The 21,075-nt window shown below is 48.4% G+C and carries 20 protein-coding genes; 17 read left to right on the top strand and 3 right to left on the bottom strand.

Going from position 1 to position 21,075, the window contains the following annotated elements; translation table 11 throughout:
• The first annotated feature begins 30 nt into the window (after positions 1 to 30).
• The 8 genes from lysA to NFR28_RS00760 all read left to right on the top strand — a co-directional run bounded on the left by lysA (position 31) and on the right by NFR28_RS00760 (position 8,343).
• Entirely contained in the window at positions 31 to 1,386 is a 1,356-nt protein-coding gene (gene lysA, locus NFR28_RS00795; RefSeq protein ID WP_251177936.1) for a diaminopimelate decarboxylase, read from the top strand.
• An 86-nt stretch (positions 1,387 to 1,472) separates the two neighbouring features.
• The gene (locus NFR28_RS00790; RefSeq protein ID WP_251177935.1) at positions 1,473 to 2,756 is read left to right on the top strand and encodes a homoserine dehydrogenase; all 1,284 of its coding nucleotides are present in this window, start codon (positions 1,473 to 1,475) and stop codon (positions 2,754 to 2,756) included.
• A gap of 207 nt (positions 2,757 to 2,963) precedes the next feature.
• Complete coding sequence (locus NFR28_RS00785) at positions 2,964 to 3,365, top strand: hypothetical protein (RefSeq protein WP_251177934.1); 402 nt, start codon at positions 2,964 to 2,966, stop codon at positions 3,363 to 3,365.
• Between the two features lie 9 nt (positions 3,366 to 3,374).
• Positions 3,375 to 3,815 (top strand): MarR family winged helix-turn-helix transcriptional regulator, encoded by a 441-nt coding sequence (locus NFR28_RS00780; RefSeq protein WP_251177933.1) that lies wholly within the window; start codon positions 3,375 to 3,377, stop codon positions 3,813 to 3,815.
• 3 nt (positions 3,816 to 3,818) lie between these two features.
• Entirely contained in the window at positions 3,819 to 4,652 is an 834-nt protein-coding gene (locus NFR28_RS00775) for a DUF5685 family protein (RefSeq protein WP_251177932.1), read from the top strand.
• Positions 4,645 to 5,454 (top strand): DnaJ domain-containing protein, encoded by an 810-nt coding sequence (locus NFR28_RS00770; RefSeq protein ID WP_251177931.1) that lies wholly within the window; start codon positions 4,645 to 4,647, stop codon positions 5,452 to 5,454. Before NFR28_RS00775 ends, NFR28_RS00770 begins: the two co-directional genes overlap by 8 nt.
• Before the next feature lie 51 nt (positions 5,455 to 5,505).
• A complete protein-coding gene (dnaK, locus tag NFR28_RS00765; RefSeq protein WP_251177930.1) occupies positions 5,506 to 7,293 on the top strand; it encodes a molecular chaperone DnaK in 1,788 nt (595 codons plus the stop codon).
• A 15-nt stretch (positions 7,294 to 7,308) separates the two neighbouring features.
• On the top strand, positions 7,309 to 8,343 hold the full coding sequence (locus NFR28_RS00760) for a glycosyltransferase family 2 protein (RefSeq protein ID WP_251177929.1): 1,035 nt from the start codon (positions 7,309 to 7,311) through the stop codon (positions 8,341 to 8,343).
• 10 nt (positions 8,344 to 8,353) lie between these two features.
• Here the strand turns inward: NFR28_RS00760 and NFR28_RS00755 are convergent, their stop codons facing one another.
• Positions 8,354 to 9,616, bottom strand: coding sequence for a glycosyltransferase (locus tag NFR28_RS00755; protein ID WP_251177928.1), 1,263 nt, complete (start codon positions 9,614 to 9,616; stop codon positions 8,354 to 8,356).
• A 71-nt stretch (positions 9,617 to 9,687) separates the two neighbouring features.
• On the opposite strand from NFR28_RS00755, the gene pyrE reads away from it, so the two are divergent.
• Positions 9,688 to 10,371 carry an orotate phosphoribosyltransferase gene (gene pyrE, locus NFR28_RS00750; protein ID WP_251177927.1) on the top strand — a complete coding sequence of 228 codons (684 nt, stop codon included), beginning with the start codon at positions 9,688 to 9,690 and terminating at the stop codon, positions 10,369 to 10,371.
• 5 nt (positions 10,372 to 10,376) lie between these two features.
• On the top strand, positions 10,377 to 11,063 hold the full coding sequence (locus NFR28_RS00745) for an HAD family hydrolase (protein WP_251177926.1): 687 nt from the start codon (positions 10,377 to 10,379) through the stop codon (positions 11,061 to 11,063).
• On the opposite strand, the gene NFR28_RS00740 is transcribed toward NFR28_RS00745, so the two are convergent.
• Positions 11,038 to 12,327 (bottom strand): dicarboxylate/amino acid:cation symporter, encoded by a 1,290-nt coding sequence (locus NFR28_RS00740; protein ID WP_251177925.1) that lies wholly within the window; start codon positions 12,325 to 12,327, stop codon positions 11,038 to 11,040. The two genes, NFR28_RS00745 and NFR28_RS00740, sit on opposite strands and share 26 nt — an antisense overlap.
• Positions 12,328 to 12,570: 243 nt before the next feature.
• Between NFR28_RS00740 and NFR28_RS00735 the strand changes: the two genes are divergently transcribed.
• The gene (locus tag NFR28_RS00735; RefSeq protein WP_251177924.1) at positions 12,571 to 13,827 is read left to right on the top strand and encodes a hypothetical protein; all 1,257 of its coding nucleotides are present in this window, start codon (positions 12,571 to 12,573) and stop codon (positions 13,825 to 13,827) included.
• Here the strand turns inward: NFR28_RS00735 and metA are convergent.
• Complete coding sequence (metA, locus tag NFR28_RS00730; RefSeq protein WP_338025890.1) at positions 13,824 to 14,957, bottom strand: homoserine O-acetyltransferase MetA; 1,134 nt, start codon at positions 14,955 to 14,957, stop codon at positions 13,824 to 13,826. The genes NFR28_RS00735 and metA overlap by 4 nt on opposite strands.
• A gap of 247 nt (positions 14,958 to 15,204) precedes the next feature.
• Here metA and NFR28_RS00725 point away from each other — a divergent pair, with 247 nt between their 5' ends.
• The 6 genes from NFR28_RS00725 (at position 15,205) to NFR28_RS00700 (ending at position 21,068) form a co-directional block, all read left to right on the top strand.
• Positions 15,205 to 16,488, top strand: a complete 1,284-nt coding sequence (locus tag NFR28_RS00725) for an O-acetylhomoserine aminocarboxypropyltransferase/cysteine synthase family protein (protein WP_251177923.1) — start codon at positions 15,205 to 15,207, stop codon at positions 16,486 to 16,488.
• Between the two features lie 237 nt (positions 16,489 to 16,725).
• Complete coding sequence (rplM, locus tag NFR28_RS00720; protein ID WP_120359946.1) at positions 16,726 to 17,160, top strand: 50S ribosomal protein L13; 435 nt, start codon at positions 16,726 to 16,728, stop codon at positions 17,158 to 17,160.
• Positions 17,161 to 17,162: 2 nt separating this feature from the next.
• Positions 17,163 to 17,555: a 30S ribosomal protein S9 gene (rpsI, locus tag NFR28_RS00715; RefSeq protein WP_120359945.1), complete on the top strand. Its 393-nt coding sequence runs from the start codon at positions 17,163 to 17,165 to the stop codon at positions 17,553 to 17,555.
• Positions 17,556 to 17,882: 327 nt separating this feature from the next.
• A complete protein-coding gene (locus NFR28_RS00710) occupies positions 17,883 to 18,629 on the top strand; it encodes a hypothetical protein (protein ID WP_251177922.1) in 747 nt (248 codons plus the stop codon).
• 75 nt (positions 18,630 to 18,704) lie between these two features.
• A complete protein-coding gene (locus tag NFR28_RS00705; protein WP_251177921.1) occupies positions 18,705 to 20,342 on the top strand; it encodes an N-acetylmuramoyl-L-alanine amidase family protein in 1,638 nt (545 codons plus the stop codon).
• Between the two features lie 186 nt (positions 20,343 to 20,528).
• Positions 20,529 to 21,068: a GNAT family N-acetyltransferase gene (locus tag NFR28_RS00700; protein WP_251177920.1), complete on the top strand. Its 540-nt coding sequence runs from the start codon at positions 20,529 to 20,531 to the stop codon at positions 21,066 to 21,068.
• Positions 21,069 to 21,075 lie beyond the last annotated feature (7 nt).

The raw sequence follows: 21,075 nt of genomic DNA, 5'->3' as shown, positions 1-21,075 counted from the left end.
AATTAGCATTGGTGATAAGGAGGATAAGCTATGGCTTTACCTGCGTCTGACTTGTCAAAACAACCAGATAATCGCACGACCACAGATTTAGGTGCAGTGCTGCCTATGACAGCCGAAGTAAAAGATGGTCATCTGTTTGTGGGTGGCGTTGATATGGTTGAGCTTGCGCATGAACAAGGTACTGCGCTTTATGTTATGGATGAAGCGGATCTTCGTCACCGCATGAGCACCTATCTTCAGGCGTTTCGTTCGCGTTATGAGAATTCCGATGTCATTTATGCTTCAAAAGCGTTTTTGAATAAAGAAGTTGTTCGTATTGTAGAGCAAGAAGGACTTTGCTTAGACGTGTCGGGCGGGGGCGAGCTTGCTTGTGCTCGTTCGGTTGACTTTCCGGCGCAGCGCGTTTTTGTGCATGGTAACAACAAAACGCCGCAAGAGTTGCGCGAAGCTATTTCTGCGGGCGTAGGTCGCATTGTGGTTGATAGTCGCATTGAGCTTGCACGCGTGTCAGAAATTGCAGGCGAACTTGGCGTAGTACAGCCCATCTACATGCGTATAACCCCTGGTGTAGAGGCTGATACGCATGAGTATATTCGCACGGGATGCGAAGATTCAAAGTTTGGTTTTACCATGCTCAATGACTTCGCCTTTACGTGCGTTGCAGATGTTTTAGCAACGCCTCATGTTCGTCTGGCGGGACTTCACTGTCATATTGGTTCGCAGATATTTGCCTTGCATTCTTTCCGTGAAGCAGTGCAGGTTATGATTGAGCTGATGGCACGCATCAAGCAAGAGTATGACTATGAAATTGAAGAGCTTGATATGGGAGGCGGTTTAGGGGTTGCCTATATTGCAGAGCACACTCCCTCATCAATTGACGAATTTGCGGCATGCACTGTAGATGCAGTGAAAGATTATTGCGCTGAATATAAAGTTGCGCTTCCGCGGCTTTTAGTGGAGCCTGGTCGCTCTTTGGTGGCTAACGCGGGGTTAACGTTGTATACGGTGGGCATCTTAAAGACGCTTCCAAATGTTCGTAAGTATGTTGCTATTGATGGTGGAATGTCTGACAACATCCGCACGGCACTTTACCATGCAGACTATGAACCCACTATTGCTAACAAGGCTGATCAGCCGCGTACTGAGATCGTGACGCTCTGTGGAAAACATTGCGAAAGCGGAGATGCGGTAGTGGTGGATATGCCACTTCAACATCCTGATCTTGGTGATATTGTTGCGGTGTTTGGAACAGGTGCGTATTGCCAGACGATGGCAAGTAACTATAACGGGCAACCGCGCCCGGCTATCGTATTTGTAAAAGATGGACAGGCGCGCGTGACAACGCGAAGAGAAACCTACGACGATATTTATTCGCGCGACGTATAATAGCAGGATAGCTTTCAAGCAGAGAGTGGTTTGAACCGTAATGAGTTGGCTGATAGAGGCTGACCTATCGCTTAAGGAGAGCGTGCATGACAATTAAACTTGGTTTGGTAGGAACGGGCACCGTCGGAGGCGGCTGCATTGATATTCTGAAGAAACACGCCGATGACTTCGCTCGTCATTATGGCATTGAGATGGAATTGGTGCGTGTCTGCTCTCGCAATCCTGAGCAAGCAGAAGAACATGGGGTTGCCGACATCTTTACCGATGATTACCAAGAGATTCTCTCTGATCCTGAAATTGATATTGTTATTGAGCTGATTGGTGGCACCACCGTTGCGCGCAATGTGGTGTTAGGTGCCTTGGCCGCAGGGAAAAATGTCGTAACTGCCAACAAAGCGCTCATGGCAACCCACGGACAAGAAATCATGGAGGCTGCAGAGGCTGCTGGTCGCGAAATTGCTTTTGAGGCAAGCGTCGGAGGCGGTATTCCTATTATTGATCCGCTTAAGCACTGTCTTATCTCCAATGAGATCTTGACGGTCATGGGCATTGTGAACGGTACAACCAACTATATGCTGACTAGCATGGCTGAGCAGGGAAGTGATTACAGCGAAGTGCTGCGCGAGGCGCAGATGAAGGGCTTTGCTGAAGCCGATCCAACAGCTGATGTCGGGGGCTTTGATGCCGCTGCTAAAATTGCCATTTTGGCTTCCATTGCATTTAACTCACGCGTTACGCTTGATGAGGTCTTCACTGAGGGTATTACTCATATCTCACCTGTTGATCTTGAGGCAGCGCGCGATATGGGCTACTGCGTGAAGCTTTTGGCTATTGCACATCGCACGCCAGACGGCATAGATGTGCGCGTGCATCCTACTATGTTGCCGCTCAATCATCAGCTGGCAACCGTAAATGGCGTAATGAACGCAATTTATGTGGTAGGAGATGCGGTAGGCGAGACCATGTTCTTTGGCCCTGGTGCTGGTGCTGGTCCTGCTGCAAGTGCTGTCATGGGCGACGTGATGGATATGGCGCGTCGTCTTCAGGCGAATGTTGCGCCGCTCGTGGGTTGTACGTGCACAGATGATCTGCCCATTGTGCCTATGTCTGATTTGAAGACAAAATACTACATTCGCTTCACCGTTGCCGACAGACCAGGTGTTTTGTCAGCAACGGCGGGCGTGTTTGCTAAACATGATGTTTCAGTTCGTTCGGTTATTCAACGCGGTCAGAAATCTGGCGGTATTGTGAACTTGGCATATGTAACGCACACGGCACGTGAATCTAACGTTCGAGCTGTGTTGGACGAGATTGCTCAGCTTGAAGATGTGCTGCGCGATGAGCCGAGTGTTATTCGCGTTGAAGACTAACACGGGCAAGCGTCCAGCCGTATTTGGTACAAACTGAGCAATCTGTCACCTGAGGTCAATCGGTCTCATTTGGGTGTCACACATAAAAGCGCTCCTTTGTCTAAGCAAGGTATGCGGTGTGCTATATTAGGTATATTCTTATAACTAGCCGCAACCCAAATGCTTTTGACAGGGAGCGTTTTTGTTGCCCTGACAAGGAGGTTTGCAATGTCTAACATGAAAGATCGGCTCGCTCAGATTATGCAGGGTCGCCATGGTATTGATGCACTTTCAAATTTTTTGGTTATTCTGGGCGTCATTTTAATGTTCGTTTCGTTTATTCCAGGTTTGGCATTATTGCAATGGCTTTCGCTTGTACTGCTTATCGTTGCCATTATTCGTGCGTATTCTCGCAATACCGCTGCTCGAGAGCGCGAAAATGCTGCTTTTGTGCGTTTGTTTGAAAAGCCAATGGGGGCAATTTCGCTTGCAAAGACCAAGCGCGAGCATCCTGATACTGATTATTTTCGCTGTAAAGGGTGCGGGCAAATACTGTCGGTGCCGAAGGGCAAGGGCATGATGCGCGTTGTTTGCCCGAAGTGCAAAACTGAAGACATGCACAAATCCTAAGGCGCGTTTATGTATGTTGACGAATTCGAGCGCGAGCTGGTCATATTAGCTTATGATCTCAAAAACTTACTGCGTGAGTGCGTGGCACCTGTTTGTTTGGAGTACGGAATTACGCTTCAGCAGCTTCACGTGCTGGTCATGTTGCAGCAGCAGCCCGGCGTGACGTTGTCGGAGCTCTCGCAGCGCGCAGGAATCTTGCGCACGAATTTTTCTGCCATCTGTCGTAAATTAGAAAATTCCGGTCTGATTGAACGGAAGCGCAATAATCAAGATCGGCGTGCGTGTGAGTTGTTTGTCACCAAGCAGGGACGCGAGCTTTTGGGAGTTATCGCACAAACAGTTCGCCAGAAAAACAAGCAACTGTTTGCAGGTGAGACCCCTGAGACATTCGCCACCATTATGGAGGGCTTTCACGCGTTGGAGTCTCTTATTGCAAAGGCGCGCGTCTGAGTCATGTTTGGGTATGTGACACCTCATCTTGATCAGCTTGAAGAGCATGAACGGCAACGCTATCTTTCGCTGTATTGCGGGCTTTGCCATGCGCTTGGTGACAATCAAAGCCAGCTAGCGCGCTTTGGGCTTACCTATGACATGGCATTTTTGGCAATGCTGCTGGGTTCGCTCTATGAACTTGATGAAGAAACAACGCAAAAGCGCTGCGCACCGCATCCGTTTAAAGCACGTGTGTGTGTTAATACGTTAGCAGTAGATTATGCCGCCGCTATGACAGTGGCACTGATTTATCACAAATGTCTTGACGATTGGAAAGACGATCGATCGTTTACTCAGCGCGCTTATGCACAAGCGCTATCAAAACGCTATCAAGAAGTGAGCAAGCGCTATCCGCGTCAGTGTGAGACGCTTGAGCAGGCTCTTTTAGATATTGACGCCATTGAGAGAGCGTCTGATGCCCAAAAGGAGATGGATCGGGCAGCTACGGCATTTGGGCGAGCACTTGCTGAAATCTTTGCATGGCGAGATGATTTTTGGGCTGACGAGTTGCGCTTTTTTGGCATGAAGCTTGGACGGCTTGTGTACATGATGGATGCTTTGTTGGATATGGACAAAGATCGGGTTTCGGGCAACTATAATCCTTTTGTATTGCATGATAGTGACGCGCAAGACGCTTTTGAAGACGTGGTAATGCTTGCTCATGAGACGGCGCAAGCATTTGAAAAGTTCCCGCTTGAGCGCGATGCGCATGTTTTGCAAAGTGTGGTATATGCGGGCGTTTGGCACGACTATAACGCCCAACAGATAGAAGCGAAGGAGCAGTCTGGTGATTAAAGATCCCTATGAGATTTTGGGAGTAAGCCGCAATGCTTCGCTGGATGAAGTGAAGAAGGCTTATCGCAAAAAAGCTCGTGAAAATCACCCCGACCTCAATCCCAATGATCCTGCTGCTGAAGAGCGCATGAACCAAATTAATGAAGCGTATGATCGTATTATCAATCCGGATAAATACGCTGCTCAAGATCGTCGTCAAGCGGCACAGCAGCAAGCGCGTCAGGCTCAGAGTGGGTATACCCAACCAGGAGCAGATCCTCGTGGGCATGATAATCCCTTTGCCTATGGCTATAGGGGAGATGATTATCAAGACCCCAATCAAGCAGGTCCTTATGGGTGGACAACAATAAATTTTGATGATTTGTTCGGCTTTGGGGGCGCAGGCACAGCTGCACGTGGTGTGAAAAAACCCACGCCAGAGGTTCATGATCTGCCGTTGGTTCGCCAGGCTATTGAACATATAAACACAGGTCAGTACAAGCTTGCAATTGATGAACTGAATGCGGTTACCAGTGATGGTCGCAACGCGCGATGGTATTTTGTGAGCGCATGGGCGCACCATTTAGCAGGTAATTCCATGATGGCGCTTGAGCAGATACGTCGCGCGGCGCGCATGGATCCTGACAATCCTGAGTATATGCAGATGCTGGAATATATTCGCTTTGGTTCGCAAACCTATCAAGAAACCGGACAGGCGCGTGGCTTTAACATGGGTGTCATTGATCCAATGCGCCTCTGTTGTATTTGCTGTTGTGCGCAGTACGGATGCGTAATGCTTCCCCGACTCTGCATTGGGTTTTAATAGATGATCCAGCTAGGCGGGAAGGCTTAGCTGATATGAAAGGAAACGGCTATGGCTGCAACGATTGGAATTGACCTGGGAACAACAAATAGTTGTGTAGCAACGGTAGAAGGCGGCAGACCTACGGTTATAGCGAATGCCGAGGGAGAGCGCACTACACCTTCTGTGCTGGCGTTTTCCAAAGATGGCGAGCGCTTGGTGGGCGCGGTTGCTCAGCGTCAAGCAGCAGTCAATCCTGAGCGCACCATTACCTCAGTGAAACGTCATATGGGAAGTGATTGGCGTGCAGCAGTTGATGGTAAGCGCTACACTCCTCAAGAGCTTTCAGCCATGATTGTTCGCAAGCTGCGCCGTGATGCTGAGGCATTTTTGGGACAAGAGGTGACGCAAGCCGTTATTACCGTTCCCGCTTATTTTGACGATGCTCAGCGTCAGGCCACAAAAGATGCTGGCAGAATTGCTGGCTTGGACGTTATGCGTATCATTAATGAACCAACGGCAGCCGCTCTTGCTTATGGCTTGGATAATGGAGAGCCGCAAAAGGTTATGGTGTATGACTTAGGTGGTGGCACCTTTGACGTTTCCATTATTGAAATTGGTGGTGACGTTATTGAGGTTTTAGCAACTTCGGGCGACAACCATTTGGGTGGCGATGATTTTGATGAACGTTTGACAAACTATTTAGTTGACGAGTTTAAGCGCCAAACGGGCGAGAATATCACGCGTAATTTGGCTGCAATGCAACGCGTTCGCGAAGCTGCTGAGCAGGCGAAAAAAGAATTGTCCTCCGTTGAGTCTACCGTGGTTAACCTGCCATTTTTGGCGCAAAATGCAACAGGTCCGCTCCATTTTGAAACAACGGTGACGCGTGCAACATTTGATTCGCTTACCAAAGATTTAGTAGAGCGCACCACTCATCCAGTGGAATCTGCGCTCAATGATGCTGGCATTGCTGCCTCAGAGCTGGGATGCGTGCTACTGGTTGGCGGCTCGACGCGTATACCTGCGGTTCAAGCGCATGTCCGCGCGCTGACGGGCAAAGAGCCAGCATCTTCTATAAACCCTGATGAGTGCGTTGCCTGTGGTGCAGCCATGCAAGCGGCTACGCTTGCAGAGGCATGCACGGGTATCGTGCGCGCAGATAGCTTGCTTCTTTTGGATGTAACGCCGTTGAGTCTATCCATTGAAACCGTAGGCGGCGTTGCCACACGCATTGTTGAGCGCAACACCACACTGCCTGTGCATTATTCGCAGATCTTCTCTACTGCAACGTCGTATCAGACAAGCGTTGACGTTAAGGTGCTGCAGGGCGAGCGTCCGATGGCTAAAGATAACAAGTTGGTTGGTACCTTCCGCTTAAAGGGCATCAAGCGCGCTCGCGCTGGCGTTCCGCAAATTGAGGTTACCTTTGACATTGATGCCAACGGAATCTTAACCGTTTCGGCAAAAGATTTGGATACGGGCAAAGAGCAGTCCATTACTATTGATGACTCAAAACGCATGTCTGATGATGAGATTGAGCAGGCTATGCGTGAGGCTGATGAATATGCGGCACAGGATAATGCGCGAAGGAATCTGTTGGAGTTGTGCTATGATGCACAGCGCATGGCATCAGCCGCACAGGCTGCCGTATCTCAGCTGGGCAAAGATATGGACAAGGAAGAGAAAAAGACCATTCGCAAAAACTACGCCGAAGTGCAGCGGCTTTTGGATAAGCGTCTTGATAAGATCAAGGATGAAGATGTGGAAAAGCTGCGCCGTGCCCATGAGGAGTTAACAAAATCAAGCGAGCATGCGCGCAAGCAAGCTGGTATTGATGTTGATGCCGATAACAACTAGGCGGGGGAGTTGTGCGTGAAGTTCTCCATTATTGTCGCAGCCTACAACGTTGAGGACTATATTGAAGCGTGCCTTGAAGCGCTCAAGCGGCAAACGTATGCTGATTTTGAAGTGCTGGTAATTGATGATGCGTCTACTGATGCAACGCGAGAGCGTATTGAGACATGTATTGGCGACGACGAGCGTTTTTCGCTGTACGCGCAAGAAGACAATGCCGGATTGTCGGCGGTACGCAATGTGGGGCTTGAGCATGCACGCGGTGACTATGTCTTATTTTTGGACTCCGATGACTACTACGTAGATGATGCGCTTGAACGTCTTGCTGCACGTATTGATGCTGATCAGTTGGATGTGCTGTTTTTTGGCGCTGAAACATTTTATGAAAATGCACGCTTGCGCCGCGAGCGCTTTGAAGACCAAGCAACGCGCGAAAACATTGATGAAGTTTTGAGTGGACCTGAGTTTTACGTGCGGTTTGAAGAAACGAAATCGTTTCGACCTTCAGCTTGCTTGTTTGCGGTGCAACGAGCCTTGCTTGAGCAAGCGAATTTACGCTTTCTGGAAGGCATCATTCATGAGGACTTACTCTTTTTGCTCCAGATGATTGTGCTGCCAAAGCGTGTAAGCTTTTTGAATGAGCCCTTGTATATGCGTCGTATGCGCGAAGGGTCAATCATGACGCAGCATTTTAGTATGCGTAATGTTGATGGGCTGTTTCGTGTGGCGCAAGCACTGCGCGGGTGGCTCTATGAGCAGGGTGGCAATTATTCGCAAGAATTCTGCGATGCATTCGGGGCGCGCGTATTTGACACCTATCACGTGGCAGCGCGTTATTTGTTTGACATTGATGAGACTGACGTTAGCGCGTATCGCGATACACTTGAGTTGCGTGATCGTTTGGACTTCGACATGTTTATCTGGGATGTCTTTGAGCGCATTCGCGATGTATATGACGAGATTACAGGCTCGCGAACGTATAAACTGGGTCGCGTATTCATGGCGGGTCCGAGTTGGCTGAAGTCTCGGTTGGTATCACCGGATAAATGGTAGCTTGTGCGCACTACCATTCGCTCGGGATATTTTGGCGCATGCGGTGTTTGATCTGCAATTTCTCAAAGATATTTGCTTGTGACCACGGTTTAAATGCTCCATAAGGAAGCGCATTGAGCGCACCAAGAGGGCCGGCATTAGGGTTAAATCCTGGCGTGCGCGCTGCTTCGTCGTCTAAAAGCGAGGCATAGCGTGCCAGCGAACGCGGATACTCGCTGAAATATGCCGGATCATGTTCGGTTAACTCAAGAAGGTCAAAGGCGTTGTCGTGAAGCAGGTGGATAAGACGCGATTGTGCATCGCTTTCACCCAGGGTTTCAATATTCCACAGCGTCCAGTCAAAAGCCCAGTTGAGAAATGGTTTTTGCAATCTTTTCCACGCATTTTGCGGACGATTTTTTAAGAAGGATTTCATCCGGCTGAGCGCCACGTAAAAAGCAAGCGGATCGGAAGTTCGCGAATTTGACACTGAACCACCACGCTCAATGCGGTGGTCTATCAGCACTTCATCAACCACGGCAATACGAGATGCCAAAACAAGCGCCTCATAGGTAAAGAGCATGTCTTCGCTATTGGTGAGATCTTCTGGGAAACTCAGGCCATGTTGGCGAACAAAAGAAGTCTTGTAGAGCTTGTCCCAAGGCCAGCCCATGAAGGCGGCGAAGAGGTTGCCCGGGATGGTTCTCTCGTTAACCCAGGGGTGCGCCAACCAGTCCGCGGAACCGAAATGAGGAAGCTGGCTTTTTTTGAGCGACCACGGCGCTCTAACGCGCTCACGGTGAGCATGAGGGCGCGTGGTATCGTGAACAAATTGCACCATATCGCAGACAACAACGTCAGCATCGGTGCTGTTCATTGCCGATAAGAGCCGGGACAACATGGTGGGATGAAAAATGTCGTCGCCATCAAGGAGCATAAATGCAGGGGCTTCAACGAGTGCAAGCCCATGGTTGCGGGCACCGGCAGCGCCTAATCCTGGAGTAGAGATAACATGGAAGCGCTGATCGTGTTCAGCGAAGTTCTGTGCTCTGATTGCTGTTTGATCTGTCGAGCCGTCTTCAATAATGAAGACGCGAAAGTCGGAATGAGTTTGTGCGGCAAGCGAGGTGAGGCATTCATCCAGGCAATCTTGCATATTATGTGCGGTTACAATGATGTCAATTGAAGCGTTGATGGTGATCCCTGCAATTCTTTGTGAGCCCGTTGATACGCTGCGTTCATTATAAGGCAAGCTTCGCCCTCGTTTTGCAGGCTCTTTAGGGATTGTTGTCATGTATTTGGTAGTTTTGAAGTACTCTAATACGCAACAGATTTAAAGTGAAATGCGCTATGAAAGGTGGCGGTATGGAGCGTTACAAGCAAGAATTCATTGAATTTATGGTTGAAAGCGACGTGCTGAAGTTTGGCGATTTTACGCTGAAAAGTGGCAGGAAATCACCGTTTTTTATGAATGCAGGCGCTTACGTTACCGGAGAGCAGCTCCATCGTTTGGGTCTCTATTACGCGCAAGCCATTAACGAGGCTTTTGGTCTTGATTTTGATGTCGTGTTTGGCCCGGCCTATAAAGGAATTCCGCTTGCGGTTATTACCGCAATGGCACTTCAAGAGCTCTACGGTAAAGAGGTTCGCTACTGCGCAAATCGCAAAGAAGTAAAAGACCACGGTGCCGATGCGGGCAACATGCTTGGTAGTCAACTCCATGACGGAGACCGTGTGATCATGGTTGAAGATGTCACCACATCAGGTAAATCTATTGACGAGACCTATCCATTGCTTCGCGCTGCTGCCGATGTGGATGTTGTGGGATTGGTGGTATCGCTTAATCGCATGGAAGTTGGCAAAGGTGGTCAAGTGACCGCGCAGCAAGAAGTGCAAGAAAAGTACGGCTTCCCGGTGACCTCCATCGTGTCAATGGCGGAGGTTGTTGAATATTTGCACAATCGTGAAGTAGCTGGTCGCGTGGTTATCAATAACGACACGCTGGCGGCTATTAATGCGTATTATGAGCAGTATGGCGTGAAGGAATAGCGTATATGTTGCAGGAATCCACAGATCAGATAGGAGTCATCTTTGACTGCGATGGCACGCTGATTGATTCAATGGGCGTGTGGCGTGAGGTTGAAGATGACCTGGCGAAACGCGCGGGCGTAATCCTGACGGTTGCTGATATTGATGAGATTGCTGCAAGCTCAATTCCTGAGGTGGGGCACATATTTTTTGAGCGGTTTGGTCTGGGTGAATCAGCGGAAGACGTAGTTGGCATGATTCATCAAGCTATGATGGATTTTTATACCACGCGTGCTACTGCGCTACCAGGTGCACGAGAACTAGTGCGTGAACTGAGCGAACGCGGTATGCCAGTTTCGGTGGCGTCATCTACACCAAAACCGCTTTTGGTTGCCGCCCTTGAGCATTGTGGTTTTGCGCCGTATCTTTGCGCAATTGTTTCAGTTGATGACGTTGGTGAATCAAAGCGCTCAGCTGCGGTATATGAACATGCGCGTGCTCTTATGGGTACATCACTTGCAAATACCTGGGGTGTTGAAGACGCGGCATATGCACTTGCCACACTTCGCCATGCAGAATATCGCACGCTTGGTGTCTACGATGATGACTTGGCTGGTACCTATGCCGAGCTTGCCGAACTTGCAGATTATGCGGTGTATTCGCTTGAGGACGTGAGCGCCGATAAGCTTATAAGCTGGACGCACTGCGCTTAGTAAGACGGGCAGTCTTGCGCTTCTGCATGGCATCAACTGAGGTTGCAACGGCGGCGTCGCCGGTGACGTTAACGACAGTGCGCATCATGTCTAAGATGCGGTCGACACCTGCAACAAGTGCGACGCCCTCTACGGGCAACCCTACCGAAGTCAACACCATGGCAAGCATGATCATACCGCTGCCAGGAACGCCTGCTGTACCAATAGAGGCCAAAAGGCAGGTCATTACAACGGTGAGTTGCTGGCCCAAGCTCAGGTCAAACCCAAAAACCTGTGCGATAAAGATAGCGCATACGCCCTGATAAATTGCAGTGCCATCCATGTTGATAGTGGCTCCTAGCGGCAGTACAAACGACGTAACTTCTTTTGATGCGCCAAGCTTTTCGGTGCATTCCATGTTGATGGGAAGGGTGCCAACTGAAGAGGCAGATGCAAAAGCAAAACCCATAACGGGTAGCTCGCCCTTTAAGAATTTGAGCGGATTCATGCGCGCAAACAGCTTAATAATCCCTGAATACACAAAGACAATCTGGCAGATCATAGCCACATAGGCCACTACGATGAGCCATAAAAGTGGACGAAGCACCTCAATACCATTGTTTGCAATAACAGGGCATATGAGACCAAAAACACCAAAAGGCGCCACTAAAATGATGCCACGCATAATGGCTATGCAAACATCTGATAGTGAATTGCAAACTGCTATAACAGGCTTTGCTTTTTCGCCCGCTGCAATCATGCCAAACCCAAACACCACTGCAATGACGATGACTTGCAGCATGGTTGCATCAGCCATTGGTTGAACAAAGTTACTCGGAAACATGTTGACAAGCGTGTCAATAAGCGATGGTGGGGTGGTGGCTTCGTATGAAAGATCGTTGGTGGGCATCGTATAACCTGCCCCAACGTTCATAATGTTGGCAAAAACCAAGCCTAATGTGACGGCACAAGCAGTTGTAGCTAAATAAAAGAGCACGGTTTTGCCGCCAATTGCGCCGACTTTTTTGACGTCATCAAGCGAAACAACACCTGCAATGATTGAAAAAAGCACCAGGGGAACAACAATCATCTTGATGAGGTTTAAGAAAATAGTTCCGAAAGGCTTTATGTAGGTGTCAGCAATTTCGGGGGAGCCTTGTAGTGCAATGCCCACAAGTACACCACCTATTAGTGCAATGAAAATCCAAGTCGTTAAAGACAATCGTTTGAACCACGGTTGAGAAGGCGGAGTGGTTTGATCGGTTGATGCAGTGGATTTGTTCATATGCAGCCTTTCAAAAGCGGCTTTTCAGACAACGCCGCATATTATAAGACAATTCGGAGTGGTTATTCGTTAAGGCTTTTGTACGTAAGATCTCTACGTTTGAACGCTTTGTTTGCGGCGTCAGAGATATTTCTCGTCCTTAAAAATAGAAGCTATTGTAGGGAATAAGGGCGAAATGACCTATACTGAATTTGGTTTGAATACAACAAGAAACCACTGTTTCGACCATAGAGGAGTTTTACCATGTCAGACGAAACGTCGAACACCCCACAGACCCCCGACGTGCCCGAGCAGCCAACTGTGCCTCAGCCTGTACAGCCTGAGCAGCCCGCACAACCCGCTGTTCCGCAGACGCCGCAACCAGTGATGCCTGAGCAACCGGCTCAGCCTGCAGTTCCACAGGCGCCACAATCTGCTGTTCCGCAAACGCCGCAACCTGCAATGCCTGAACAGCCCGCACAGCCCGTTCAGCCTGCGCAACCAGTGATGCCTGAGCAACCGGCGCAGCCTGTGCAGCCTACACAACCAATGCCTGATCCCTATGCGCAGCAGCCCGCACAACCTTATGGTGGCGCATATGGCGCTGCACCAGGTGTACCTGTTTACGGACAGCCTGTTGTGCAACAGCCTCAAAACAACGGTAAGGCCGTGGGGGCGCTTGTATGCGGTATCTGCTCAATCCTGTTCTCGGGAACAATCATCATCAGTATCATCTTGGGTATTGTTGCTATTGTTTTGGCTGGTCAATATATACGCGATTGCGGAAAAGACGGCAAGGCTACTGGTGGCAAGATCTGCGGTATTGTAGGCATCATCTTCTCAGTTGTCTGCCTCGTTGCTTATATTGCCATGTTTGCAATTGGCATTGCTGCTCTTGACTATGCTTACAACAATTATGACTACGATGACTTATACGAGTATACCTACTCAAGCTCAACGTATGATTCTGACTCAAATTCAAGCTCATCAAGCTCATCAAGTGCAACCGATGCCGATCTTGACGATGATGAGCAGGCGGTATTGGATGCTGCCGAAGCCGCACTTTTGAGCATCGATGACGATAGTGCGCTGGTAGACACGTGGGCATCTCAGGCTGATGACTTGTTTACCGAAGCTACTAAAGGCGTTTCGCTTTCTGATATTGGTATTGAGCCAACTGAGTTCATCCATTGGATGGCTGAAAGCGTTAAGGTGGATAGCTCTGATCCCGTAGTTACAGTTTTTGGCGATTCGGCCATGGTTCTTATTGATGTTGAGAGCTACGATGTACCTCGTTTCGCAATGGCGCTCATTGAGGCTATTCCTGAAGATGTCTCTGCTTCTTCGGAAGAGGAGGCATATGAGTATCTGAGCCAATATGCTCAAGAGGCTCTTGATACGACCGAATTGGCAGAATGTACCGTTTCACTTGATCTCGTCAAAGAAGATGATCGCTGGGTAGTGGAGGAGGATTCTCTTAATACTGCTGCTGACCTTATGTTTTATCTGACTGAAGATTAAGCCCACGGATCACGCTCAAAGAGCGGTTCCGCTAAAGGAGGGCGGTCGCTGAATGGATCATAGCCGTCATCGTCTTCCTTTTCAGGACGAATAAACTCACTCGTGCGTTTGGTTGCTGGCGATGGCGCCGCACCAGGCGCACGTTTTGTTGTTGGGACAACCGTGTAGGAAGCACGCTTGTGTTCGCTCTGATCTTCATGAGACTGTGGCACTTCACCAACTTGATTGAGATCGTAGGGCGTTGTCTGATAGACGTAGTAGTTCAGCCAATTCGTATAGAGGAGCTGAGCGTGCGATCTCCACGTGGAGTTGGGTTGTTGGGTTGGGTCGTCATTGGGAAAGTAGTGAGCCGGCGGCGCAATATCCAGCCCGCGCGCAAGGTCGCGTTCGTATTCTAAGCGCAGGGTCTCGGTGTCATATTCGGGATGCCCAAACACAAAGAAGTGGCGTGAATCACGGCTTTTTGCTGCATAAACACCAGCTTCGTCAGAGACTGCTAAGAGCTCCAGTGCGTCGTGGTCTTCAATGTCTTGTGCATCTACTTCGGTGTAGCGTGAGTGCGGGGCGAAAAAGACATCATCAAATCCGCGCAATAAAGGTGACGATGTTTTGAGCACCTGATGAGGGAAAACACCAAAGCACTTTGCATCAAGGGCATGCTTGTTTACTCCGTAGTGGTAATAAATTGCCGCTTGCGCACCCCAGCAAATATGAAGCGTTGAGTGTACGTTGGTCTTGGACCATTCCATGATTTCGCACAGCTCTTCCCAGTAATCAACGTCTTCAAAATCAAGCAATTCAACCGGTGCTCCCGTTATGATCATACCGTCAAAGCGCTCGTCTTTGATCTGGTCAAATGATCGATAAAATGCTGCCAGATGTTCAACGGAAACATTTTTTGCATCGTGACTTACTGTTTGTAAAAGCTCCACTTCAACTTGAAGAGGCGTGTTGGAGAGCTTCCTCAAAATCTGGGTTTCCGTAACAATTTTTGTGGGCATAAGGTTGAGGAGCAACAAACGCAATGTACGAATATCCTGATGCATAGCGCGATTCTCGGTCATAACGAAGATATTTTCGTTTTCGAGTGTTTCGGTTGCTGGAAGCGCATCAGGAATACGTATTGGCACAAAAACTCCTTTGTCGTGGTTTAAAAAAGAGGGTGGCAAAGCTGTTTCTCTAGAGATGTTTGCCACTGCGACTGTTGTAATAATAGCGAAAAACAGAAAGCCTGGTTATATGATTACTAAATAACAAGCTATTGAAAACTTATCTCTACCGATACGGTAAGGCGCCTGATTATAATAGGCGGCGTGCAAAAATAACCAAAATGCTTTGTTTGATCAGGCGCGTTACGAAAGGCTTAAAGGACCTGTTATGAGTGAATCAATCAATACTGTTTGCGTGCAGGGTGGTTATCGCCCCGGAGATGGCGAGCCTCGCCAGATTCCCATTTATCAATCTACAACGTGGAAGTATGACACTTCAGAACACATGGGAAAGCTTTTTGATTTAGAGGAATCCGGTTACTTTTACACGCGTCTGCAAAACCCCACCAATGATTTTGTTGCCGCGAAGATTGCTGAACTTGAAGGTGGAACTGCGGCAATGTTGACCTCTTCAGGTCAAGCTGCGAATTTCTTCGCCATCTTTAATATTGCAGGTGCCGGAGATCATGCGGTGGCTTCTTCGGCAATATATGGTGGCACCTATAATCTGTTGGCACATACGATGCATCGTATGGGTTTGGAGTGCACCTTTGTTTCGCCTGATTGTTCCGATGAGGAACTTGAAGCCGCATTTCAACCCAACACCAAAGCGGTTTTTGGTGAAACTATTGCTAACCCCGCGCTAACCGTGCTAGATATTGAACGTTTTGCTTGCGCGGCGCATGCACATGGAGTGCCGCTTATTGTGGACAACACATTTCCTACGCCTATTAATTGCCGACCCATTGAGTGGGGCGCCGACATCGTGACGCATTCAACCACCAAATACATTGACGGTCATGGTGCAAGCGTTGGCGGTGTGATTGTGGACTCGGGAAAATTTGATTGGACGGCATACCCCGATAAGTTTCCTGGTCTCACGCAAGCAGATGAAACCTATCACGGCGTGGTATATACGGAGCGTTTTGGTCTTGAAGGTGCCTATATCACTAAGGCGACTGCTCAGTTAATGCGTGATTTGGGTTCAATCCAATCTCCGCAAAACGCCTTTCTTATTAACCTTGGTTTGGAAAGCTTGCACCTGCGTATGGTGCAGCACAACAAAAATGGCTTAGAGGTAGCGAAGTTTCTGCGGGATCATCCTCGTGTGGCATGGGTTCGCTATCCAGGTTTGGAAGAAGATAGCGAATTTGCCCGTGCACAGAAGTACCTCACACCAGGTGCAAGCGGCGTTGTAAGTTTTGGCGTTGCTGGTGGTAGGGAAGCGGCTGAGAGTTTCATGAAGCATCTCAAGATTGCACAGATTGCTACGCATGTTGCAGATGCGCGTACGTGCGTGCTTCACCCTGCAAATGCTACGCATCGCCAGATGAACGACGAAGAGTTGGCTGCTGCAGGTATTTCTCCTGATTTGATTCGACTGTCATGTGGCATTGAGGATACGCAAGATTTGATTGCTGACATTGCGCAGGCACTTGAAGCTGAGAACTAGCTTGAATTTGTGCAAATCACGCGTAAATCAATCCATTGCATCGGGTTTTTCGTTGACTTTTATCCTCAAGACGAACTACACTTCTAAAGTTGCTTTCAAAAGCCCCGTAATCGCAATCTCTGCGAAGGAGCGTTCAAGGAGGGAGTCCAGGCCCACACCGAGCGCGCTGGCGTAGGAAACCAGCACCAACGCACGTTGCACTTTTGAAAACAAACAAGCACTTATTGGAGGAATACAGTGAAGACGTATTACGCAAAGCCCAACGAAGTTGAGCGCGAATGGGTCTTGATCGACGCTGAGGACCAGGTTCTCGGTCGCGTCGCAGCAAAGGCCGCGCAGATTTTGAAGGGTAAGCACAAGCCGCAATACACGCCGCATGTAGACACGGGTGACTTCGTGGTTATCATCAACGCAGACAAGATCCGCGTTACTGGTACCAAAGCAGCTACTAAGAGCTACTATCGCCACAGCGGTTATCCGGGTGGCCTGAAGTCAGAGACCTTTGATGAGGCAATGGCAAAGCATCCTGAGCGCGTTATTGAACACGCAGTAAAGGGTATGTTGCCAAAGAACACGTTGGGTCGCGCCATGGGCAAGAAGCTCAAGGTATACGCTGGTGCAGAGCATCCGCATATGGCTCAGCAGCCTCGCAAGATCGAGATGGAGGGTTAGTCATGACAGGTGAAGCAATGTATTACGGCACCGGTCGTCGCAAGGACGCAGTTGCTCGCGTTCGCCTTGTTCCGGGCACGGGCAAGATCATCGTCAACAAGCGCGATGCTCTGCAGTATTTCGGCCGTCAGGCTCTCGTTGATATCGCGAAGGCACCGTTTAAGGTAACCGACACGCAAGATCACTTCGACGTAATTGCCAACATCAACGGTGGTGGCATTTCTGGTCAAGCTGGTGCTCTGCGTCACGGCATTTCTCGCGCACTGCTTGAGGCTGGCGATTATCGTGCTGAGCTCAAGAAGGCCGGTTTCCTCACGCGTGACGCCCGTATGGTTGAACGCAAGAAGTATGGTCTGAAGAAAGCTCGCAAGCGCCCGCAGTTCTCAAAGCGCTAAGTTTTACTTCGCCAACAAGCGGCAACTGGCATTTGCTGGTTGCTTTGTGCAAAGCCCGTCTGGAATCAGGCGGGCTTTGTTGTGCGTGAGGCTTGCCGGCGTGTATGCCGAAAGATGAAGATGGGTTTGCTGAGCGCATCCTGAACGAGCGAAGTCAGGGATTTTAACAAAAAGGTGCTAGAAAGACAACCAACCCAATCAATCTTGTTAGCTATTTCTAGCACAAACTTGATAGATTTAGTTATATTTCTTGTTATTTGTTGTCCTTGGCATTACAATTCGACTAAGGAGTATCCAGCGTCCCAAATAGTGATGAGGTGTATGGATATGAGGTCTCTCAGCGTTGTGCATGTTCGTCGATTATGTTCGGTGTTGCCTTGGGTAATTTTGCTGCTTTGTGCACTTGCTTTCTTTGGCTGCTCTGGCAGCGCTGAGCAAAAAAATCCGAATTCTTCAAATGATAACCCTGGGGTCAATGAGGTGTCTTCGACAAGCGAGGATAGCCGAACTGACGACTTGACCGTGATAAGCTTGCAGGCAGCCGAGCTGCTCAGTACCTATCGTGAGCAGGGGTTTGAGAATTTTGCTGGTATGAGAAACCAATCAGGGGAGCGTTTGAGCGATGCCTTTGAATTGGGCGAAAAGATCCCAAGTTACCTTTATGAAAATGGGGTCTTCCGCGAGGATGAAAACGCATGCTATCCCATCTATAACAATAACATGGCGGTGGGTTTGTTTTTCCCTTATGATCATCATGAAGATGATGAAGATATTGATGGAGAAATCAAGCCAACGTTTGCCTATTACGGAAATGACGCATCTTTCGTTGAGTTTTTTCAAAACAATACATCGGGTATCTATCTTCGAGTGATTGATTCCATTGATGGGTCTGATGAGCGAACTTTCTGGCTGGTAGGAGATGGAACGAATTGGTTGTGTATGAGCAATCTTATGTTCCAGCAAAAGCTCTCAGAAGAAATGCAGCAGACTATCGAAGACTACCTGACCAGCGATGTTTCTCAACTGTCTGCGGGTAACATGACCAACAGGGTTCCGTTCGAGCTATCACAATAATCATTTCGTATTCTATCTAACGTTATAGCCAAGGAAAGTACTCATATCGTCAATCGCCTTTGAGAGGAGGCAATTATGAGTAAGAGAGCCTTATTTAAGTCTTGGATTGTTCTTGGGGTTTTAGTTTGCGCGTTGTTTTCGCAGACTGCATATGCAGATGAAAACTCACCAGCGCCAAGGCAACTCGCAGTAGATCATATTTCAGCAATGGTTGAAGGTATGGCTACTGTTGAAGGTTATAACTATTACTATGGTTTTCCAGATGTTTCGATCGACACGCTAGAACTGGGAGACCCGATACCAGTTTATTCTCAGCAGGAGGATTCAATAGTAAAAACAAGCTATTTGTGGCCAGTTTACTCGGGGCAAAGTGTTGTTGCTGTTTGTTATGAAAGTACAGATGAGCTTGGTGATATTGTGTTTCATATGACTACACAGTATTGCGATGCCATTAATAAAGGTTTAGAAGAAAACGAAAAATGTGCGGTTTATGGTATAGAGGGAGATGATGAAATTACAGTAATTGCGGAACAAGGCGAGCATGCTTCTGTTCCTTATACAATTCAATGCCAACTTGACACGCAGGCTGACTATGATTTCGAATTTACGAAACAGAATCAACGTACTGCCTTACCATTAGCGCCGAGAGAGTCCTATGTTGAAACAGGCGATCCTCTATCGGAGTCCTATGACGATGCTGCTGAAGAAAATATATCGACATATTCATCCGGTTCGTTGGCTCTCGGTAAATACTCCAACCTTGTAGTCCCAAAAGTCAACCAATTTAGCGCTCCAATTTGTTGGGCAGCTTGTGTTGAAAGTATTGGGCGCTATATGACTGGAACATTACCTTATGATCATCGCAATATTGCGATTAAAGCTGCGGGAGGCTTGGTGGCTGGTAATGCTCAGAACATTGTAAATGGATTCGCCTTATTTAAATACAAGAATAGTGATACACAAATTGGAGCAGTCCATTATAGTGGCGGGTTAACGGATCAAAGAATGAAGAATTGGATTGGAAATGGTGTACCTATTTATGCAGGGCTTCAGTCGTCTGGCGGAGCTGGTCATGGCGTTGTTATATGTGGGTGGTCAACCAATAGTAGTGGTGTACTAGTCGCGCAAGTTATGAACCCTGGTCATGGTGCATATGAATCAATGACAAAAACGGGTTCAGGGACGCTTGCGCTTTATTACAACAATGGATGGTGGAGTTGGACTGGTCGTAGTGTTGTGCTCGAGAATTGGCAGCGACCCCTAGGTGGAGATTCTTGGGCATTTATGCTAAATACGGGACTGCGGAGGACAGGCTGGCAGAGTTGGAAGGGCAGTTGGTACTTCTTTGACAAATCGAATGGATTTATGCGTTCAAACTGTTGGGTTCAGGATGAGGGGAAATGGTATCGCTTAGATAGTTCGGGCGCAATGTTGACCTGGTGGCAGAAAATTGGTTATTACTGGTATTTCCTTGGAACAGACGGTGTCATGGTTACTGGTTGGCAGAAAATTGATGGCAAGTGGTTTTCTTTTGACAGCGAAGGAGCAATGCGTACGGGATGGTTTAAGGAAAACGGTAATTGGTATTACTTGCGACCTGCTGCAAATACTCCAGGGACAGGTCCAGAAGGCTCAATGCTCCATAGTGGCACCTGGACAATTAATGGCAAAGCTTACACCTTTAATAGTAGTGGTGTTTGCTTGAATCCCTAATCGCTAATCTTTGGTAATTTGAATCCGAACATCAAACAAAAGTGGCGCCTTTAGGTGTCACTTTTGTTTGAGCTGTAAGCCATTTCAATACATAGAGAAGCCCATCTACCGTGTATGACTTTGCTATAGTATCAATGCAACAATCAAAAACAATTGACGAACGAACCGTGGCGAAAGGACAACGGCATGCTCACCATACGTCAGGGCACCTTGGAGGATTTCGAGGCTGTTTTGGAATTCTATACCAAGATGATTGACGAAATGAAAGACACCGAATTCGATGTCTATTGGGAGCACGATAAACACCCCTCTAAAGCATTTATACGTACGTCTCTTGAGCAAGATCGCGTATACCTTGGGTGGGTGACGCGTGATGATGGCGAAGAAGAACTAGCATGCGGCATGATTGTTAACGCCGATGGCGCATTGGGTTACGAGCAAGTTGAATGGGGTTGCAATGTAGCGCCTGATGATCTTGGTGTTTTGCATGTAGTGGCAACACTTCCTTGCTATCACGGGCAAGGGTTTGCAAAGCAGTTGCTGGCTTGGGTGATTGAGCAAGAGAGAGCGCGAGGTACACGTGTTTTGCGCCTGGATACATTCCCTTTTAATGTGCGCGGACGTGGGTTGTATGAGGCATTAGGTTTTAAGCATAGAGGAGATACCACACTAACTTATCCAGCTCTTGGTGAGGTAGTCTTGTCTATGTATGAGCTCATCTTGTAGAGAGCGC

Origin of the sequence: Adlercreutzia agrestimuris (genome assembly GCF_943193125.1) — a bacterium.
Taxonomy (GTDB): domain Bacteria; phylum Actinomycetota; class Coriobacteriia; order Coriobacteriales; family Eggerthellaceae; genus Xiamenia; species Xiamenia agrestimuris.
The sequence above is the reverse complement of the archived record's forward strand: the minus strand, read 5'-3'. Positions and strand labels throughout refer to the sequence as shown.

Excerpts from the sequence above, each read along its gene's own strand:
- lysA (WP_251177936.1), top strand. The coding sequence starts at position 31 with ATGGCTTTACCTGCGTCTGACTTGTCAAAACAACCAGATAATCGCACG.
- dnaK (WP_251177930.1), top strand. The coding sequence starts at position 5,506 with ATGGCTGCAACGATTGGAATTGACCTGGGAACAACAAATAGTTGTGTA.
- NFR28_RS00735 (WP_251177924.1), top strand. The coding sequence starts at position 12,571 with ATGTCAGACGAAACGTCGAACACCCCACAGACCCCCGACGTGCCCGAG.
- NFR28_RS00785 (WP_251177934.1), top strand. The coding sequence starts at position 2,964 with ATGTCTAACATGAAAGATCGGCTCGCTCAGATTATGCAGGGTCGCCAT.
- rpsI (WP_120359945.1), top strand. The coding sequence starts at position 17,163 with ATGACAGGTGAAGCAATGTATTACGGCACCGGTCGTCGCAAGGACGCA.
- NFR28_RS00705 (WP_251177921.1), top strand. The coding sequence starts at position 18,705 with ATGAGTAAGAGAGCCTTATTTAAGTCTTGGATTGTTCTTGGGGTTTTA.
- NFR28_RS00780 (WP_251177933.1), top strand. The coding sequence starts at position 3,375 with ATGTATGTTGACGAATTCGAGCGCGAGCTGGTCATATTAGCTTATGAT.
- NFR28_RS00745 (WP_251177926.1), top strand. The coding sequence starts at position 10,377 with ATGTTGCAGGAATCCACAGATCAGATAGGAGTCATCTTTGACTGCGAT.
- NFR28_RS00775 (WP_251177932.1), top strand. The coding sequence starts at position 3,819 with ATGTTTGGGTATGTGACACCTCATCTTGATCAGCTTGAAGAGCATGAA.
- NFR28_RS00700 (WP_251177920.1), top strand. The coding sequence starts at position 20,529 with ATGCTCACCATACGTCAGGGCACCTTGGAGGATTTCGAGGCTGTTTTG.
- NFR28_RS00725 (WP_251177923.1), top strand. The coding sequence starts at position 15,205 with ATGAGTGAATCAATCAATACTGTTTGCGTGCAGGGTGGTTATCGCCCC.
- NFR28_RS00755 (WP_251177928.1), bottom strand. The coding sequence starts at position 9,616 with ATGACAACAATCCCTAAAGAGCCTGCAAAACGAGGGCGAAGCTTGCCT.
- NFR28_RS00710 (WP_251177922.1), top strand. The coding sequence starts at position 17,883 with ATGAGGTCTCTCAGCGTTGTGCATGTTCGTCGATTATGTTCGGTGTTG.
- pyrE (WP_251177927.1), top strand. The coding sequence starts at position 9,688 with ATGGAGCGTTACAAGCAAGAATTCATTGAATTTATGGTTGAAAGCGAC.
- NFR28_RS00740 (WP_251177925.1), bottom strand. The coding sequence starts at position 12,327 with ATGAACAAATCCACTGCATCAACCGATCAAACCACTCCGCCTTCTCAA.
- NFR28_RS00790 (WP_251177935.1), top strand. The coding sequence starts at position 1,473 with ATGACAATTAAACTTGGTTTGGTAGGAACGGGCACCGTCGGAGGCGGC.